Here is a 17285-nt window from a genome sequence, read left to right as displayed (position 1 = left end):
AGGAGGCACGCTCATGACTCTACGTGTTGCAATCATCGGCGCCGGCCCGTGTGGCCTGGCACAACTTCGCGCCTTCCAGTCGGCCCGCGACAAAGGGGCAGACATCCCCGAACTGGTGTGCTTCGAAAAACAGCAGGACTGGGGCGGCATGTGGAACTACACCTGGCGCACCGGCCTGGATGAAAACGGCGAGCCGGTGCACGGCAGCATGTACCGCTACCTGTGGTCCAACGGCCCCAAGGAATGCCTGGAGTTTGCCGACTACACCTTCGAGGAGCATTTCGGCCGGCCGATCGGTTCCTACCCACCGCGCGAAGTGCTGTGGGACTACATCAAGGGCCGCGTGGAAAAGGCCGGCGTGCGCGACTACATCCGTTTCAACAACGTGGTGCGCCAGGTCACCTTCGACGAACAGACCCAGCGCTTCACCTTGCAGGCCCACGACTACACCAGCGACACGTTGACCAGCGAAGCATTCGACTACGTGATCAACGCCTGCGGCCACTTCTCCACGCCCAAGGTGCCGTACTTCGACGGCTTCGAGCAGTTCGCCGGGCGCATCCTGCATGCGCATGATTTTCGCGAGGCGCTGGAGTTCAAGGACAAGGACCTGCTGATTGTCGGCAGCAGTTATTCGGCCGAGGACATCGGCTCGCAATGCTACAAATACGGCGCGCGCAGCATCACCAGTTGCTACCGCACCGCGCCCATGGGCTATGCCTGGCCCGACAACTGGGAAGAAAAACCGCTGCTCAAGCGCCTGGAAAACAACCGTGCGTATTTCGTCGACGGCAGCAGCAAGCACATCGACGCCGTCATCCTGTGCACCGGCTACAAGCATCACTTCCCGTTCCTGCCCGATGAGCTGAGCCTGAAAACCGATAACCGCCTGTGGCCGATGAACCTCTACAAAGGCGTGTTCTGGGAAGCCAATCCGCGGCTGATCTACCTCGGCATGCAGGACCAGTGGTACTCCTTCAACATGTTCGATGCCCAGGCCTGGTACGCGCGCGATGTGATCCTGGGGCGCATTCCGCTGCCCAGCCACGCCGAGATGCTCGCCGACAGCCGGCAATGGCAGGCGCGCGAACAGGTGCTGGAAACCAACCAGCAGATGTTCGAGTACCAGGGCGCCTACATCCAGCACCTGGTGGACGCCACCGACTACCCGAATTTCGACATTGCCGCCGTCAACGAAACCTTCCTGCACTGGAAGCACGACAAGGCGGAAAACATCATGGGCTATCGCGACAAGTCCTATCGCTCATTGATGACCGGCACCCAGTCACCGCCGCACCACACCCCCTGGCTACAGGCATTGGACGACTCGATGGCGGCGTACCTCGGCGAGCCCGCGACCGCCATCAAGTCGGTCGGTTGAAGGTGCAGCCGATGATGAATGCACCGCGTATTTCGCGCCCGCGAGAACCCGGCTTGTTTGCCCGCGCGCCGAACCTGGAACGCTACCGCGTGGCCGCTGGCGGTGTGACGCTGGTCGACTTGCAGCCCGGCGACGGCCTGCAAGTCATCGACGTCGAAGGCCGCCAGGCCTGCACACTGCTGGCCCTCGACGCCGGCGGCCGCAGCGCCCTGGCCAGTTGGGGATTGCACGCGTCTATCGCCTGCAGCGTGCCCGCGCGTATCGGCCAGGTGCTCGATCGGCGCGGCATAGAGGCGCAGCAGTTGCCGCGCGCCGCGTCGTTGTGGGACGACGACAGCCCGCCCGGCCACAGTCGCCATTTTGTCGCGCAGGACGCACTGCTGGTGATCGTCGCCGCCCCTGCCGGCCCGACCGCTGTCGACCGGCAATACCGGCCCAGTGAGCTGCGCCTGCTGGTCACCCGCGCCAACCCGTCGCCGCTCTGGGTGCCTGCCCTGCCTGAGCCGTTGGGCGAGGTACTGGACGAGTTCACCCTGCGCGCCGGCACGGCCCATGCCTACACCGTTGCCAAGGGGCAGTACGTCCAGGTGCTGGACGTCGCGGGACGCCAGTGTTCGGACTTCGTCGCGCTCGACCGCCGCGCCCTGGATCGCGGTATTGAGCTGGACCTCGACCAGACCGTGACCCGCACGCTGAACGGCAGCGCCTACCCGGCACCGGGGCTGTTCTCGAAGTTTTTCGACCGTCAGATGCAGCCGATGCTCGAGGTGGTGCGCGACACCGTCGGGCGCCACGACTCGTTCGCCCTGGCCTGCGCGGCGCGTTATTACGAGAGCCACGGGTACTTCGGGCACGACAACTGCAGCGACAACCTCAGTCAGGTCCTCGCCCCCCATGGCGTGCAGGCGCGCAAGGGTTGGCCGGCGATCAATTTCTTCTTCAACACCGGTATTGATGCACACCAGCAGATGACCCTGGATGAGCCCTGGTCGCGCCCCGGCGACTACGTGCTGCTGAAGGCCATGACCGACCTGGTGTGTGGCAGCACCTCGTGCCCGGATGACATTGACCCGGCCAATGGCTGGAACCCGACCGATATCCATGTCCGCATCTACCGCGAGAAGGAGCGTTTTTCCATCGCCATGAGCACTCGAACCACGGCGGATGCCGACCCGATTCTCACCCGTGAGTCTGCGTTCCACTCACGCACCAGCGCCCTTACCGGCAGCTTCACCGACTACCGCAACTGGTGGCTGCCGCTGCGCTACGACGGCTATGGCGCCACCGAGGAATACCTGGGGTGTCGCGAGCGCGTGGCGGTGATGGACCTGACCGCCCTGCGCAAATTCGAGATCATCGGCCCCGATGCCGAAGCCTTGCTGCAGTACTGCCTGACCCGCGACGTGCGGCGCCTGGCGGTGGGCCAGGTGGTGTACTCGGCGATGTGCCACGCGCACGGCGGCATGCTCGACGACGGTACCCTACTGCGCCTGGGCCCGGACAATTTTCGCTGGATCTGCGGCGAAGACTACGCCGGCCCCTGGCTGCGCGAGCAGGCACAGAAACTCGGCATGAAAGTCTGGGTCAAGTCCGCCAGCGAGCAGATCCACAACCTCGCCGTGCAAGGCCCGCTGAGCCGCGAGCTGCTCAAGCAGATGGTCTGGACCCCGCCCACCCAGCCCAGCCTGGAAACCCTCGGATGGTTCCGCTTCCTGGTCGGTCGGCTGGACGGCTTCGATGGCTGCCCGTTGATGATTTCCCGCACCGGCTACACCGGTGAGCTGGGCTATGAAGTGTGGTGCCAACCCGAAGACGCCGAGCGGGTCTGGGACCGCATCTGGCACCTCGGGCAACCCCTGGGCCTGGTGCCGCTGGGCCTGGAAGCCCTGGACCTGCTGCGCATCGAAGCCGGGCTGATTTTCGCCGGCTACGAGTTCAGCGACCAGACCGATCCGTTCGAGGCCGGCATCGGTTTCAGCGTGCCATTGAAGAGCAAGACCGATGATTTTATCGGCCGTGAAGCCCTGTTACGGCGCAGTGCCCACCCCACCCACAAGCTGGTCGGCCTGCACCTGGGCGGCAACGAGGCGGCCCACCATGGCGACCCGGTGTACCACGGCCGGGCCCAGGTCGGGGTGATTACCAGTGCCTGCCGCTCACCGTTGCTGGCCAGCAATATCGCGCTGTGCCGGGTGGATGTGAGCTGCGCCGAGCCCGGCACGGCACTTGAGATTGGCAAAGTCGATGGCCTGCAGAAGCGCATCAGCGCCACGGTCAGCGCAGCGATTTTCTACGACCCGGACAAAAGCCGGGTGCGTAGCTGATCGTTCCGATACGCGTGTGCCACCCCATTTTGACTGCCCCACTTAAACGCTATTCAGACATGGGAATACAGAGATGGAAGCGACGACGTTCGAGGCAGTACCGCAGGCCGCCAGTCCGGTGGGCAGCCTGCACCGCAAGATCGATTGGCGCGGGGCGTTCTGGGTCGCCAGTGGCGTACCCGCCCTGGTGCTGTTCTCTATTGGCGCCATTGCTGCGACGGTCGGCAAGCCGGCGTGGATCGTATGGATCGTGTCGATCCTGTTCGGATTTATCCAGGCCTTTACCTATGCCGAGATCGCCGGGCTGTTCCCGCACAAATCCGGCGGCGCCTCGGTGTACGGCGCGGTGGCCTGGGTGCGCTACAGCAAGCTGATCGCGCCGGTGTCGGTGTGGTGCAACTGGCTGGCGTGGTCGCCGGTGCTGTCCATCGGTTCGGGGCTGGCGGCGGGGTATATCCTCACCGCGCTGTTTCCTGCCGATGCGCTGATCAACACCTGGCAACTGACCTTGCTGGACCTGGGCTGGGTGAAAAGCGGCCTGTCGCTGCGCATCAACGCGACCTTCGGCATCGGCCTGTTGATCCTGCTCACGGTATTTGCCGTGCAACATGGCGGCATCCTGCGCTCAGCACGCCTGACCCTGGTGCTCGGTGTCACCTCGCTGATTCCACTGCTGCTGGTGGGCGTGGTGCCGTTGTTCACCGGGGATGCGGCCCAGGCCAACTTCCTGCCGCTGTACCCGCTGGCCCATGATGCGGCCGGGCAAGTCATCGATGGACCCTGGGATATCTCTGGCTGGTCGCTGATGGCCGGCGGGTTGTTCATGGCCGCGTGGTCCACCTACGGCTTCGAAACAGCGGTGTGCTACACCCGCGAGTTCAAGGACCCCAAGCGCGACACCTTCAAGGCCATCTTCTACGCCGGCCTGCTGTGCATCCTGGTGTTCACCCTGGTGCCGCTGGCGTTTCAAGGCAGCCTCGGGCTGGGGCAACTGGTGACCCCGGCGGTGCTTGACGCCAGCGGCGCCATTGTTACACCGGCGGTGTACAGTGGCCTGTTGTCGCCAGCGATCTACAGCGGCATGGGCGTTGGCCAGGTGCTGGCCGACAGCATCGGCGGCGGCAAGGTGGTCGCCAATATCGTGCTGATCATGTTGGTGCTGGCGACGCTGCTGGCAATCATGACCTCGATGTCCGGCTCGTCACGCACGCTGTATCAGGCGTCGGTGGATGGCTGGCTGCCCAAGTACCTGGGGCGCACCAATGAACACGGCGCGCCGACGGCGGCGATGTGGACCGACCTGTCGTTCAACCTGCTGCTGTTGTTGATGTCGGACTATGTGTTTGTGCTCGCGGCGTCCAACGTCAGCTACATCATCTTCAACTTTCTCAACCTGAATGCCGGCTGGATTCACCGCCTGGACCGCCCCGACTGGGTACGCCCGTACAAAGCTCCCACCGTGCTGCTCGCGGCCGGTGGCGTGTTGAGTTTCGTCAACCTGGCCTGCATGGGCCTGGGTGCGGACATCTGGGGCGCGGGCACGCTGGTCACCGGGTTGCTCCTGGCGCTGCTGATCTTGCCGGTGTTCTGCTTCCGTCACTACGTGCAGGACAAAGGTCGCTTCCCCGCCGCCATGCTCAGCGACCTGTATCTGCAGGTCGGCGACGGCCAACGCCGCGCCGGCTGGCTGCCCTATGCCACGCTGATTGCCGGTGCACTGGTGGTGTATGCCTGCCATCAACTGGTAGCCTGAGCCCACTGGACTGCTTATCGCTGAGGGATCTGTTCCCTCAGCGCCTCCCTATTTCTCCAGACAACGGTGACGCTTTTGACCAGCTCTCTCCCCACGCTTGCCCGCGATATCGACGGCAAGGCCATCTCTGCCCGGGTGCTCGACGAGGTTCGCGAAGAGGTCCAGGTGCTCGCCACGCAACAGATCTACCCTGCCCTGGCGGTACTGCTGGTGGGCGATGACCCGGCCAGCCATGTCTACGTGCGCAATAAACTGCTGCGCGCCAAGGAAGTCGGGATCCGCTCGCTTGAATACCGGCTGCCGGATGACGCCACCCAGGCGCAGGTGCTGGCCCTGCTGGCGCAGTTGAATGCCGATACGTCGGTCAATGGCATCCTCGTGCAGCTGCCGCTGCCGGGGCATATCGACGAGGCGGCGGTGATTCACGCGATTGACCCGATCAAGGACGTGGACGGCTTCCACCGCGAAAACGTCGGCGGCCTGGTGCAAGGCATCGAGGTGCTGACGCCCTGCACGCCCAGCGGCTGCATGCGCCTGCTGTATGAAACCTGCGGTGATTTGAGCGGAATGCACGCGGTGGTCATCGGCCGTTCGAACATCGTCGGCAAACCGATGGCGACCCTGCTGCTGCAGGCCAACTGCTCGGTCAGCGTGGTGCATTCGCGCAGTGTCGATGCACCGGCGTTGTGCCGCCTGGCCGACATCGTCGTCGCCGCCGTCGGCCGCCCGCAGTTGATCGACGCCAGCTGGCTGAAGCCAGGCGCGGTGGTGATTGACGTGGGTATCAACCGCATCAACACCGAGACCGGCACGCGGTTGGTGGGCGACGTCGATTACGCCAGCGCTCGCACGGTGGCCAGCGCAATCACCCCGGTGCCCGGCGGTGTCGGGCCGATGACCATTGCCTACCTGCTGAAAAACACCCTGGTGGCCAGCCAACTGCAGCGCACTGCCCGGCCCCTGGCACTGGCCGTGCCCTGAACGCCCCCTGCAGGAGCTGGCTTGCCAGCGATGGCGGTGTGTCAGTCACCTTATGCATTGGCTGATCCAGCGCTTTCGCAGGCAAGCCACACACATTTTTTCGAGGTGTCCGGTCGATTGTGGAGTGTGCCCGCTTGTTAGGCAGGCCAGGCCGGCAGTGATCTGAACCACAACACAAAACCCCTGTGGGAGCTGGCGGAGTCGCCCTTATTTCAATCCCCAGGGTGATCGCAATATCCGGCGCGACGCAGCCCAAGTGTGGGAGTTGTCGAGCCCCGGCGAGGCTGCGAAGGCGGCGGCATTGCTGGCATTTTCTGCGCCTGGCACACCGCTTTCGCAGGCAAGCCAGCTCCCACATTTTTTCGAGGTGTCCGGTCGATTGTGGAGGGTGCCCGCTTGTTAGGCAGGCCAGGCTGGCAGTGATCTGAACCACACCACAAAACCCCTGTGGGAGCTGGCTTGCCTGCGATGGCGGTGTGTCAGTCACCTTATGCTTTGGCTGATCCAGCGCTTTCGCAGGCAAGCCAGCTCCCACATTTTTTCGAGGTGTCCGGTCGCTTGTGGAGGGCGCCCGCTTGTTAGGCCGGCCAGGCTGGCAGTGATCTGAATCACAACACAAAACCCCTGTGGGAGCTGGCTTGCCAGCGATGGCGGTGTGTCAGTCACCTTAAGCTTTGACTGATCCACCGCTATCGCTGGCCAGCGCCTACAGGTTTGGGTTGTGATCAGTGGTTGTACGCCCGCTCGTTATGCTCGGCCAGGTCCAACCCCATGTCTTCCACCGATTCATGGGCACGCAGGCCGATCAGGGCGTTGATGACTTTGAGGATGATCCAGCTGATCGCGAAGCAGTACACGGTGGTCAGCACGACCCCTTTGATCTGCGCCACGACCTGGCCGCCCATGGTCACGCCTTCGACCAGTCCGCCCATGGACGGTACGCAGAACACGCCGGTCAACACCGCGCCGATCATGCCGCCGATGCCGTGCAGGCCGAACACGTCGAGGCTGTCGTCGTAGCCGAAGCGGCGTTTCAATACGGTCACGCTGAGGTAGCAGAACACCCCGCACAGCAAGCCGATGGCCAACGCGCCGCCGACGCCCACATAGGCGCACGCCGGGGTAATCCCGACCAGACCGGCCAACGCGCCGCTGGCCAGGCCGAGGGCACTCGGTTTGCCGACCTTGAACCACTCGGTGAACATCCAGCCGAGGATCCCGGCACACGCGCCCAGTTGGGTATTGAGCATGACAATCCCGGAAAGGCCGTTGAGCCCGCCGCCGGAGCCGATGTTGAAGCCGAACCAGCCGACCCAGAGCATCGCCGCGCCGACCATGGTCAGGCTCAGGTTGTGCGCAGGCATCGGCGTGTTCTGGTAGCCCTTGCGCTTGCCGAGGATCAGGCACGCGGCGAGCGCAGCCACACCGGCGTTGATGTGCACGGCGGTGCCGCCGGCAAAATCGAGCACGCCCCAGTTATGCATCAAGGCCCCCGAACCGCCCCAGACCATATGCGCCACGGGGGCATACACCAGGGTGAACCAGATGGCCATGAACCACAGCGCCGCCGAGAACTTCATGCGTTCGGCAAACGCCCCGGCGATCAGCGCGGGGGTGATGATGGCGAAGGTCATCTGGAAGGTCACGAACACCCCTTCCGGGATATCCCCCACCAGGCTTTCGGGGGTCATGCCGGCCAGGAACGCACGGCTCAAACCGCCGACAAAACTGTTGAACGTCACCTGCCCTTCGACCATGCCCGTGGTGTCGACCACCATGCTGTAGCCGTAGATCACCCACAGCACGCCCACCAGGCCGGCGACGCCGAAACACTGGGTGAACAGCGAAAGCATGTTTTTCGCACGGACCAGGCCGCCATAGAACAACGCGAGCCCCGGCAGGCACATGAACAGCACCAGCACGGCGGCGGTGACCATCCAGGCGGTGCTGCCGGTGTTCAAGGTGGGTGCATCGGCGGCCTGTGCCAAAGGTGCGAAGGCACTGGCGGCCAATAACCCGAAGAGGGACTTGCCGAGAAGACGATTGACCATATTCAAAGCTCCTGCGAAAGAAATGGGATATGCCTGGCAGCGAGCAGTTGTTGTTTGGAGAGCCTCTTGGCGGGCTCCTTGATTTGCCGATCTGTCGTGGCAAGGGCGCTTACGCAGCCCTGAAACGCCGGCTGCAGCTGCGCTGAACGGCAGCAAGCGCCCTCGCCACAGGTATGACGCCAGGCTCAGTAGCCGGAACCGGGCACCCAGCTGGTTCCTGCCAACGGCACCCGGGCCATCGCCGCCGATTCCACGGTCAGCGCCACCAGGTCCTCGGGGTCGAGGTTGTGCAGGTGCGACTTGCCGCACGCCCGCGCCATGGTCTGCGCTTCCAGCACCATCACCCGCAGGTAGTTGGCCAACCGCCGCCCGCCTTCCACCGGGTCGAGGCGCTTGGACAGCTCCGGGTCCTGGGTGGTAATGCCGGCCGGGTCGCGGCCGTTCTGCCAGTCGTCGTAGTAGCCGGCGGCCGAGCCGATCTTTTTCAGTTCCGCATCCAGCCGTGGGTGGTTATCGCCCAGGGCAATCAGCGCCGCCGTACCGATGGCGACCGCATCCGCGCCCATCGCCATGGCCTTGGCCACGTCGGCCCCGTTGCGGATCCCGCCCGATACGATCAACTGGACCTTGCGGTGCATGCCCATCTCTTGCAAAGCCTGTACCGCTTGCGGGATCGCCGACAGAATTGGAATGCCGACGTGCTCGATAAACACTTCCTGGGTCGCCGCCGTGCCGCCTTGCATGCCGTCGAGCACGATCACATCCGCGCCCGCCTTGACGGCCAGCTTCACGTCGTAATAAGGCCGGCTCGCGCCGATCTTCACGTAGATCGGTTTCTCCCAGTCGGTGATTTCGCGCAGCTCGGCAATCTTGATCGCCAGGTCGTCCGGGCCGGTCCAGTCCGGGTGACGGCAGGCACTGCGCTGGTCCACACCGATCGGCAAGGTGCGCATGCCGGCCACGCGCTCGGTGACCTTCATGCCGAGCAGCATCCCGCCACCGCCGGGCTTGGCGCCCTGGCCGAGGACGATCTCGATGGCGTCGGCCTTGCGCAAATCGTCGGGGTTCATGCCGTAGCGCGACGGCAGGTACTGGTACACCAGGTGCTGGGACTGGCCGCGCTCTTCCGGGGTCATGCCGCCGTCACCGGTGGTGGTGCTGGTGCCGGCGATGGTCGCGCCACGGCCCAGGGCTTCCTTGGCATTCGCCGACAACGCCCCGAAGCTCATGCCGGCGATGGTCACCGGGATCTTCAAGTGGATCGGCTTCTTCGCAAAGCGGTTACCGAGGATCACGTCGGTGCCGCACTTCTCGCGATAGCCTTCGAGCGGGTAACGCGACACGCTGGCGCCGAGCAGCAGCAAGTCGTCGAAGTGTGGCAACTTGCGCTTGGTGCCGCCGCCGCGAATATCGTAGATACCGGTTTCGGCCGCACGCTGGATTTCCTGGATGGTCAGGCGGTCGAAGGTGGCCGACTCGCGCAGTACCGTAGGGGTTTGTTCACTCATGGTTGTAGCTCCTGATCAGTACGCGGAGGCGTTATCGACTTTGAAGTTGTACAGCTGGCGGGCCGAGCCGTAGCGCTTGAAATCCGCCGCCCGGTGGGCGAAGCCGGCACGGTCGAGCAGTTCCTGCAGCTCTTGCAGGTGCTCGCTGCGCATCTCTTTTTCGACGCAGTCCGAGCCCAGGGACTCCACCGTGCCTTTCACGTAGATGTGGGTCTCGTACAACGAGTCGCCCAGCGCATCGCCAGCATCGCCGCACACCACCAGGCGCCCGGCCTGGCCCATGAAGCAGCTCATATGGCCGATGCTGCCGCCGACGACAATGTCGATGCCCTTCATGGAGATCCCGCAACGCGCGCCGGCATCGCCTTCAATCACCAGCAGGCCGCCATGGGCTGTGGCCCCGGCCGCCTGGGACGCGCTGCCTTTGACGCGCACCGAACCCGACATCATGTTCTCGGCGCAGCCCACGCCGACATTGCCGTGCACGGTGATCGAGGCCTGTTGGTTCATGCCCGCGCAGTAGTAGCCGGCGTGGCCCTCGATATCGATGGACACCGGCTGGTTCACACCCACGGCCAGGTTGTGCTTGCCGTTGGAATGGGTCACGCGCCATTCGTGGTCGAGCACTTGCGCGTGCAGCGCCTGGTTGAGGTCACGCACAGTGGCGGTGGATAGATCGATGGTTTTCATGTGTGCGCTCCTTAAGCTGACTGGCGTTCCCAGATATACAAAGTGGCCGGTGCCGGCTCCCAGATCCGCGCGTTCTCGATGCCCGGCAGGCTCGACAGCGCCTGGTATTCGGAGGCCATGGCCACGTAGTCGTCGGTCTCGGCGAGGATCGCCGGCTTGCACGCGATCGGATCGCGGATCACCGCAAAACCGTTGCGCGTGCCGATGGCGAAGGTGAAGAAGCCGTCGAGGTCCTGCAGGGAATGGTCCAGCGCCTCTTTGAGCGAATCGCCCTGTTGCAGGCGCCAGGTCAGGTAGCCGGCGGCGACTTCGGTGTCGTTGTCGGTCTCGAAATGAATGCCTTCGCGCTTGAGTTCCTGGCGCAGGCGGAAGTGGTTCGACAGCGAACCGTTGTGCACCAGGCACAGGTCGGCGCCGGTGGAAAACGGGTGGCTGCCTTCCATGGTCACCGCGCTTTCGGTGGCCATGCGCGTGTGCCCGATGATGTGGCTGCCTTGCATGCCCGCCAGGCCGAAGCGCTGGGAAATCTCCTCGGGCAAGCCCATGCCCTTGAGGATCTCGATGCTTTGCCCGGCGCTCATGATGCGCACGCTCGGCGCCAGTTCGGCCAGGGCCAGGCGCACCGGCGCCTCGTCGGCGTGGATCTTCAATACCGCCGCGCTGGCGTTCTGGAACCAATCCAGCGAGCAACCCAGGCGCCCTTCGAGTTCGCCCATCAAGGCCTTCCAGTCGAAGGCTTCAGTGGTCGCCTGCAAGGTCAACTTGACCCAGCCGTCGGCGACCTCATCGCCGTAGATGGCGAAGCCCGCGCTGTCCGGACCGCGGTCGGTCATGGCCTGCAGCATCGGTTCAAACAGCCTGCCGAGCAGGGGTTCCAGTCGGGGATTTTTCAGGTACAGACCTACGATTCCACACATAAGAGCAGTCCTCACTTTGTTCTGGGTGGCTAGCTGCATTCAAGCTGCAAGCAAGCCGGGTAGACAGATGACTTGGAGCGGCCCCTACCACCGCCTTGACTTGCAGCTTGCAACTCACAGCTGCCGCCCCTTGCCTCAGAAAAATTCGGTGTAGCGCGCGACTTCCCAGTCGCTCACATGGCGGCTGTACTCCACCCACTCCATGCGCTTGAGCTTGATGAACTCGCCCACGATCTGCGGGCCGAGCACCTCGGCAAACAGCGGGTCGGCTTCCAGCGCGTCGCAGGCTTCCTTGAGGGATTGCGGCAGGGTCTTGATGCCGCGCTCGGCGATCTGCTCCAGGCTCAGGCTGTAGAGGTTCTCGTTGCAGACGTGGTCGATTTCCAGCTGACGGTCGATGCCATCCAGGCCCGCCGCGATGATCGCGGCGCTGACCAGGTACGGGTTGCAGCCGGCATCCGGCAGGCGAAATTCCAGGCGGCCATACGGCACGCGCACCATCGCCGAACGGTTGTTGGCGCCAAAGGCTATAAAGGCCGGGGCCCAGGTGGCGCCGGACAACGAGTTGCCCACGACCAGGCGCTTGTAGGAGTTGACCGTAGGGGCGGCGAACGCACACAACGCCGGGCCATGGGCGAGCAAACCGGCGGCGAAGTGATAGGCCAGTTTCGACAGGCCCATGCCGCTGGGATCGCTGGCGTCATGGAACAGGTTTTTGTTCTCGGCGCTGCTGATCGACAGGTGAAAGTGCATGCCGTTGCCAGCGCGTTTCGGGTCGGGCTTGGGCATGAAGGAGCAGATCATGCCCAGGTCATTGGCGATCTCGCCGGCGGCCATGCGAAAGAAGGTAAAGCGGTCGGCCGAGGTCAGCGCGTCGCTGTAGGTGTAGTTGATCTCGAACTGGCCGTTGGCGTCTTCGTGGTCGATTTGATAGACCTCGAAATCCACCGCCTGCAAGGCTTCGGTCAGGCGCTCGAGGAACTCGCGCGAACGCGACAGGCCCTTGTAGTCGTAGCAGGGTTTGTCGAGGTTATCGCTGGGGTCGACCAGTTGCAGCTTGCCCTGCTCGTCGCGACGCATCAGGTTGAATTCGGGTTCCAGGCCGGTGTTGAGGGTCCAGCCCTTGTCCTGCAGGCGCTGCACCTGCTGCTGCAGCACGTAGCGGCTGTCGTAGGGATGGGGCTTGCCATCGACATGCCCGACGCACACCACGCGCCCATAACCCGGTTGCCACGGCACCGGCGTCAGCGTGGACAGGTCACCGCGCGCCATGAAGTCCGGACCGTGGGGCTCCATGCCCATGCCGCTGATGGCAAACCCGGCAAAGCCCGCACCCTCTTCGGCCACGGTTTTGAGCCCGCAAATCGGCACCGACTTGGTCTTGGCCGCACCGTGTATATCCACAAACTGCGCAAGCACGTACTTGATCCCGTGCTTGTCGATGATGCGCTGGGTTTCTGCTGGCAACATTGCGTGTCACTCCTCGCGAAAGGCAAAACCGTGTGGGTGGGCCTAGGCTGTCTTTTTATTCCTAAAAAGAAAGTTAGTTTCCTTACAGGAATGCAATACCCTTGCCAGATTCGCGAGCGGCGGATTGAACTGCCGGTGAAAGCGCTTTTGTGCTGTATATATGGGAAAATTGTTTTCCCCGCAGGAATACGCACAGCGGGATGGCCTTGAAGAGCCAGATCTTGCACTTTCCCAGTGCGAAAATAATATTACTGAACGGAAACCGTGCAGGAGCCGATGATCATGTCCACCGAAACCGCCCCGCGCCTCAAGCTCGAGCAATACCTGGGGCTGCAGATCAAACGCCAGCGCCAGGCCCAGGACCTGAAGCTGTCCGACGTGGCGAAAATCGCCGATATCAGCCAGGGCATGTTGAGCAAGATCGAAAACGCCCAGGTCTCCACCAGCCTCGACACCCTGAGCCGCCTGTGTGATGTGCTCGGGCTGCCGCTGTCGAAATTGTTCAGCGAATACGACCAGCAGGATGGCAGCGCCTTGCTGGTCAAGGCTGACCAGGGCATGGAGGTGGTGCGCCGAGGGACCGAGAAGGGGCATACCTATCACCTGCTCAACCATACGCGCGGGCCGAAAAAGAGCTTCGAGGCGTACATGGTCAGCATGGATGACGCCAGTGAAGAGTTTCCGACCTTTGCCCACCCGGGGACGGAGTTTTTGCACCTGCTCGAAGGTGAGCTGATTTACCGGCATGGGAACCAGCTGTACCGGATGGAAGCGGGTGACAGCCTGACCTTCGAAGGGGAGATTCCGCACGGGCCGGAGCAGTTGGTGCAGGTGCCGATCCGGTTGTTGTCGATCATGAACTACGGCAACGACAAGGAATAACGCAGGCACCGAGGTTGTTTTCTGTGGGAGCTGGCTTGCCTGCGATGCGGGCAACTCGGTCTGCCAGTGGCAGTGGGTGGATGCCTTCGCAGGCAAGCCAGCGCCTACATTTGATCGCATTCCAGCATAGGCACGCGGCGTAAAAATTCCTATCAGTTAAAAAACTTTCCCAAAACCCCTAGACGCCCCGCCCCCATTCCCCTATAAAGCCACTTCAGGAATATTTTATTCCTCACAAGAAAATGCGCTCACGGAACGAGCCCGCTGTCCTCAGACATTTTTTCGCTATGCGATGAGCTGCCGCCATCATCCCGAGGACGTGTCATGCAACACGAAAAAAACCATTTCATCATCAAGGTCACTTGTCCCGCGGTGTCCGGCATTGTCGCTGCCGTCACCACTTACCTGGCGGACAGCGCGTGCTACATCGGGGAGATGGCGCAGTTCGATGATGACTTCAGCGGCCGCTTCTTCATGCGCGCCGTGTTTCGCTTCAACGACGGCCACGCCGGTGATCTCGAACAGATTCGCGCAGGCTTCGCCGATGTCGCCCAGGCCTTCGACATGCAGTGGGAGTTGTACGACACCCGCGAGCCGATGCGCGTGATGCTGATGGTGAGCAAGTTCGACCACTGCCTCACCGACCTGCTCTACCGCTACCACAAGGGCGAGATGGACATGACCATCACCGCCATCGTCTCCAACCACCTCGACCTGCGGCCGATGGCCGAGCGCGAGGGCATTCGCTTTATCTACCTGCCCGTGTCGAAGGACAACAAGGCCGCGCAGGAAGCCGAACTGATGAAGGTGGTCGACGACACCCGCACCGAACTGGTGGTGTTGGCGCGCTACATGCAGATCCTCTCCGACGACCTGTGCCGGCAACTGTCGGGGCGCGCGATCAATATTCACCACTCGTTCCTGCCCGGTTTCAAAGGCGCCAAGCCCTATCACCAGGCCTACCAACGCGGTGTGAAGCTGATCGGTGCGACCGCGCACTACGTCACCAGCGACCTGGATGAGGGCCCGATCATCGAGCAGGAAGTGCAACGCGTGGACCACGTGTACAAGCCCGACGACCTGGTCGCCATCGGCCGCGACACCGAGACCGTGGCCCTGTCCAAGGCGGTCAAGTACCACCTTGAGCACCGGGTGTTTCTCAACCAGGACAGAACGGTGGTGTTCCGGTGAACGCGCACAAACTGATCGATGGCAAAGCCGCCGCCGCGCAGGTGCTGCTGCAGGTCCGCGAGGACGTCGCACGCCTGCATGAGCAAGACATCCTGCCCGCCCTGGCGGTGATCCTGGTCGGCAACGACGCCGCCAGCCAGGTGTATGTGCGCAACAAGATCCTGCGCGCCGAAGAGGTAGGCATCCGCTCCGTGGAGCACCGCCTGCCCGGCGATACCAGCACCGAACAACTGTTGATCCTGATCGGCCAATTGAACGCCGACCCGGCCATCCACGGCATCCTCTTGCAATTGCCGTTGCCGGCGCAGATGGACGAGCTGCGCGCCCTGGAGGCCATCGCGCCGGACAAGGACGTCGACGGTTTTCACAGCCAGAACGTCGGCGGCCTCAGCCAGGGCCGCGCGGTGCTCACGCCGTGCACGCCGAGCGGCTGCCTGTATTTGCTGGAACAAACCTGCGGCGACCTGCGCGGCAAACATGCGGTGGTGATCGGCCGTTCGAACATCGTCGGCAAGCCCATGGCCGCGCTGCTGCTCAAGGCGGACTGCTCGGTGACCGTGCTGCATTCGCGCAGCCACAACGCCCAGGCGCTGTGCCGGCAGGCGGATATCGTGATCGCCGCCGTGGGCCGCGCACGCTTGATCGACGCCAGCTGGCTGAAGCCCGGCGCGGTGGTGATCGACGTCGGTATCAACCGTATCGACGACGCGGGCCGCAGCCGCCTGGTGGGCGATGTCGACTTCGACGGCGCCCTGCCCCATGTCGCCGCCATCACCCCGGTACCCGGCGGTGTCGGCCCGATGACCATTGCCTTCCTGATGAAAAACACCGTGGCCGCCGCCTTCGCGCAACACCACGCCCTACGCAGCCAATCGGAGGCCGTATGCCATTCAATCTATTGAAGTACGGACTGAGTTCGGAGTACCCGGTGGAGGTGGATCTGCCCCCGCCCAAGGAACTCAAGGCCAGCTATGACGTGGTGATCATCGGCGCCGGCGGCCATGGCCTGGCGACCGCCTACTACCTGGCCAAGTACCACGGCATCAGCAACATCGCGGTGCTGGAAAAGGCCTACCTGGGCGGCGGCAATACCGCGCGCAATACCGCGGTGATCCGCTCCAACTACCTGACCAGCGAGGGTGTGCGCTTCTACGCCGAGTCGGTGAAGATGTTCCAGTCGCTGTCCAACGAATTCGACTTCAACATCATGTACTCCGAACGCGGCCAGCTGACCCTGGCGCATACCGATGCCACCGTGCGTTCGTTCCGCCAGCGTGCCGAGGTCAACAAGCACTTCGGCGGGCGCACCGAGATGATCGACCGCCAGCAGATCCGCGAACTGGTGCCCAGCCTCAACCTCGACCCCGGGCACTTGCCGGTGATCGCCGGGCTCTGGCATATCGACGGCGCCACCGCGCGCCACGATGCCGTGGCCTGGGGCTACGCCAAGCAGGCGGCCAAGCGCGGAGTGGAAATTCATCAACTCACCGAGGTGCAGGACCTGGTCATCGACCACGGCACGATTACCGCCGTGAAAACCAATCGCGGCACCATCAAGTGCGGCTGCGTGGTACAGGCGATTGCCGGGCACAGCTCGTTGCTGATGGCCAAGGCCGGCATCCGCTCGCCGATCCAGACCTTCCCGCTGCAAGCCATGGTCACCCAACCGTTCAAGCCGTTCCTCGACCCGTTGGTGAGTTCCTCCGCGCTGCACTGCTATGTGCAGCAGACCAGCCGCGGTGAAGTGGTGTTCGGCGGCGGCTCCGATCCTTATCCGCTGTTCAACACGCGCTCGACCCTGGACCTCAAGGAAAGCCTGCTGGCCCACGCGATCGAAATGTTCCCGTTCCTGGCCAACGCCAAACTGATGCGCCAGTGGGCCGGGATCACCGACATGACCCCGGACTACAGCCCGATCATGGGCCTGTCACCGGTGAAGAACTACTACCTCGACGCTGGCTGGGGCACCTGGGGTTTCAAGGCCACGCCCATCTGCGGCAAGACCATGGCCGAGCTGGTCGCCAGCGGCGGCCAGGTGCCGGCGCTGATCAAGCCGTTCGGCCTCGAACGTTTCTCGACCTTCCAGCAAGTCAACGAGATGGGCGCTACGGCGGCCAGTCACTGATGGAGAGCGGAC

Annotated in this window: 13 protein-coding genes; 8 read left to right on the top strand and 5 right to left on the bottom strand. The window is 63.5% G+C overall.

Going from position 1 to position 17285, the window contains the following annotated elements; translation table 11 throughout:
- Positions 1 to 13 precede the first annotated feature (13 nt).
- From AC07OJ_RS00740 to folD (AC07OJ_RS00725), 4 genes are all read left to right on the top strand, one after another.
- Positions 14 to 1381, top strand: a complete 1368-nt coding sequence (locus AC07OJ_RS00740) for a trimethylamine monooxygenase (RefSeq protein ID WP_065905720.1) — start codon at positions 14 to 16, stop codon at positions 1379 to 1381.
- A 14-nt stretch (positions 1382 to 1395) separates the two neighbouring features.
- The gene (locus AC07OJ_RS00735) at positions 1396 to 3705 is read left to right on the top strand and encodes a trimethylamine N-oxide demethylase (RefSeq protein ID WP_495094255.1); all 2310 of its coding nucleotides are present in this window, start codon (positions 1396 to 1398) and stop codon (positions 3703 to 3705) included.
- A 73-nt stretch (positions 3706 to 3778) separates the two neighbouring features.
- A complete protein-coding gene (locus AC07OJ_RS00730; protein ID WP_213554593.1) occupies positions 3779 to 5458 on the top strand; it encodes an APC family permease in 1680 nt (559 codons plus the stop codon).
- Positions 5459 to 5524: 66 nt separating this feature from the next.
- Entirely contained in the window at positions 5525 to 6439 is a 915-nt protein-coding gene (gene folD / locus AC07OJ_RS00725; protein ID WP_120448164.1) for a bifunctional methylenetetrahydrofolate dehydrogenase/methenyltetrahydrofolate cyclohydrolase FolD, read from the top strand.
- Positions 6440 to 7164: 725 nt separating this feature from the next.
- Here the strand turns inward: folD (AC07OJ_RS00725) and AC07OJ_RS00720 are convergent.
- From AC07OJ_RS00720 to glnT, 5 genes are all read right to left on the bottom strand, one after another.
- Entirely contained in the window at positions 7165 to 8490 is a 1326-nt protein-coding gene (locus AC07OJ_RS00720) for an ammonium transporter (protein WP_495093673.1), read from the bottom strand.
- Positions 8491 to 8675: 185 nt separating this feature from the next.
- Positions 8676 to 9998 carry an FMN-binding glutamate synthase family protein gene (locus AC07OJ_RS00715; protein WP_495093672.1) on the bottom strand — a complete coding sequence of 441 codons (1323 nt, stop codon included), beginning with the start codon at positions 9996 to 9998 and terminating at the stop codon, positions 8676 to 8678.
- Between the two features lie 15 nt (positions 9999 to 10013).
- A complete protein-coding gene (locus tag AC07OJ_RS00710) occupies positions 10014 to 10688 on the bottom strand; it encodes a protein glxC (RefSeq protein WP_495093671.1) in 675 nt (224 codons plus the stop codon).
- A gap of 11 nt (positions 10689 to 10699) precedes the next feature.
- Positions 10700 to 11605, bottom strand: coding sequence for a class II glutamine amidotransferase (locus AC07OJ_RS00705; protein WP_495093670.1), 906 nt, complete (start codon positions 11603 to 11605; stop codon positions 10700 to 10702).
- 135 nt (positions 11606 to 11740) lie between these two features.
- A complete protein-coding gene (glnT, locus tag AC07OJ_RS00700; RefSeq protein ID WP_065905705.1) occupies positions 11741 to 13075 on the bottom strand; it encodes a type III glutamate--ammonia ligase in 1335 nt (444 codons plus the stop codon).
- A gap of 282 nt (positions 13076 to 13357) precedes the next feature.
- Between glnT and AC07OJ_RS00695 the strand changes: the two genes are divergently transcribed.
- The 4 genes from AC07OJ_RS00695 (at position 13358) to AC07OJ_RS00680 (ending at position 17273) form a co-directional block, all read left to right on the top strand.
- Positions 13358 to 13957 (top strand): helix-turn-helix domain-containing protein, encoded by a 600-nt coding sequence (locus tag AC07OJ_RS00695; RefSeq protein WP_053139883.1) that lies wholly within the window; start codon positions 13358 to 13360, stop codon positions 13955 to 13957.
- Positions 13958 to 14281: 324 nt separating this feature from the next.
- Positions 14282 to 15148 (top strand): formyltetrahydrofolate deformylase, encoded by an 867-nt coding sequence (purU, locus tag AC07OJ_RS00690; RefSeq protein WP_495093669.1) that lies wholly within the window; start codon positions 14282 to 14284, stop codon positions 15146 to 15148.
- A complete protein-coding gene (gene folD / locus AC07OJ_RS00685; RefSeq protein WP_495093668.1) occupies positions 15145 to 16050 on the top strand; it encodes a bifunctional methylenetetrahydrofolate dehydrogenase/methenyltetrahydrofolate cyclohydrolase FolD in 906 nt (301 codons plus the stop codon). The genes purU and folD (AC07OJ_RS00685) overlap by 4 nt, the downstream gene beginning before the upstream one ends.
- Complete coding sequence (locus AC07OJ_RS00680; protein ID WP_201143988.1) at positions 16032 to 17273, top strand: FAD-dependent oxidoreductase; 1242 nt, start codon at positions 16032 to 16034, stop codon at positions 17271 to 17273. The genes folD (AC07OJ_RS00685) and AC07OJ_RS00680 overlap by 19 nt, the downstream gene beginning before the upstream one ends.
- The last annotated feature ends 12 nt before the right edge of the window (positions 17274 to 17285 follow it).

The organism is Pseudomonas sp. GW821-FHT09C08, assembly GCF_059418125.1.
Note: the sequence above shows the minus strand (reverse complement) of the source record. Positions and strands in the feature narration are given on the sequence as shown.

Excerpts from the sequence above, each read along its gene's own strand:
- AC07OJ_RS00740 (WP_065905720.1), top strand. The coding sequence starts at position 14 with ATGACTCTACGTGTTGCAATCATCGGCGCCGGCCCGTGTGGCCTGGCA.
- AC07OJ_RS00735 (WP_495094255.1), top strand. The coding sequence starts at position 1,396 with ATGAATGCACCGCGTATTTCGCGCCCGCGAGAACCCGGCTTGTTTGCC.
- AC07OJ_RS00680 (WP_201143988.1), top strand. The coding sequence starts at position 16,032 with ATGCCATTCAATCTATTGAAGTACGGACTGAGTTCGGAGTACCCGGTG.
- AC07OJ_RS00695 (WP_053139883.1), top strand. The coding sequence starts at position 13,358 with ATGTCCACCGAAACCGCCCCGCGCCTCAAGCTCGAGCAATACCTGGGG.
- AC07OJ_RS00720 (WP_495093673.1), bottom strand. The coding sequence starts at position 8,490 with ATGGTCAATCGTCTTCTCGGCAAGTCCCTCTTCGGGTTATTGGCCGCC.
- AC07OJ_RS00710 (WP_495093671.1), bottom strand. The coding sequence starts at position 10,688 with ATGAAAACCATCGATCTATCCACCGCCACTGTGCGTGACCTCAACCAG.
- glnT (WP_065905705.1), bottom strand. The coding sequence starts at position 13,075 with ATGTTGCCAGCAGAAACCCAGCGCATCATCGACAAGCACGGGATCAAG.
- AC07OJ_RS00730 (WP_213554593.1), top strand. The coding sequence starts at position 3,779 with ATGGAAGCGACGACGTTCGAGGCAGTACCGCAGGCCGCCAGTCCGGTG.
- purU (WP_495093669.1), top strand. The coding sequence starts at position 14,282 with ATGCAACACGAAAAAAACCATTTCATCATCAAGGTCACTTGTCCCGCG.
- AC07OJ_RS00705 (WP_495093670.1), bottom strand. The coding sequence starts at position 11,605 with ATGTGTGGAATCGTAGGTCTGTACCTGAAAAATCCCCGACTGGAACCC.
- AC07OJ_RS00715 (WP_495093672.1), bottom strand. The coding sequence starts at position 9,998 with ATGAGTGAACAAACCCCTACGGTACTGCGCGAGTCGGCCACCTTCGAC.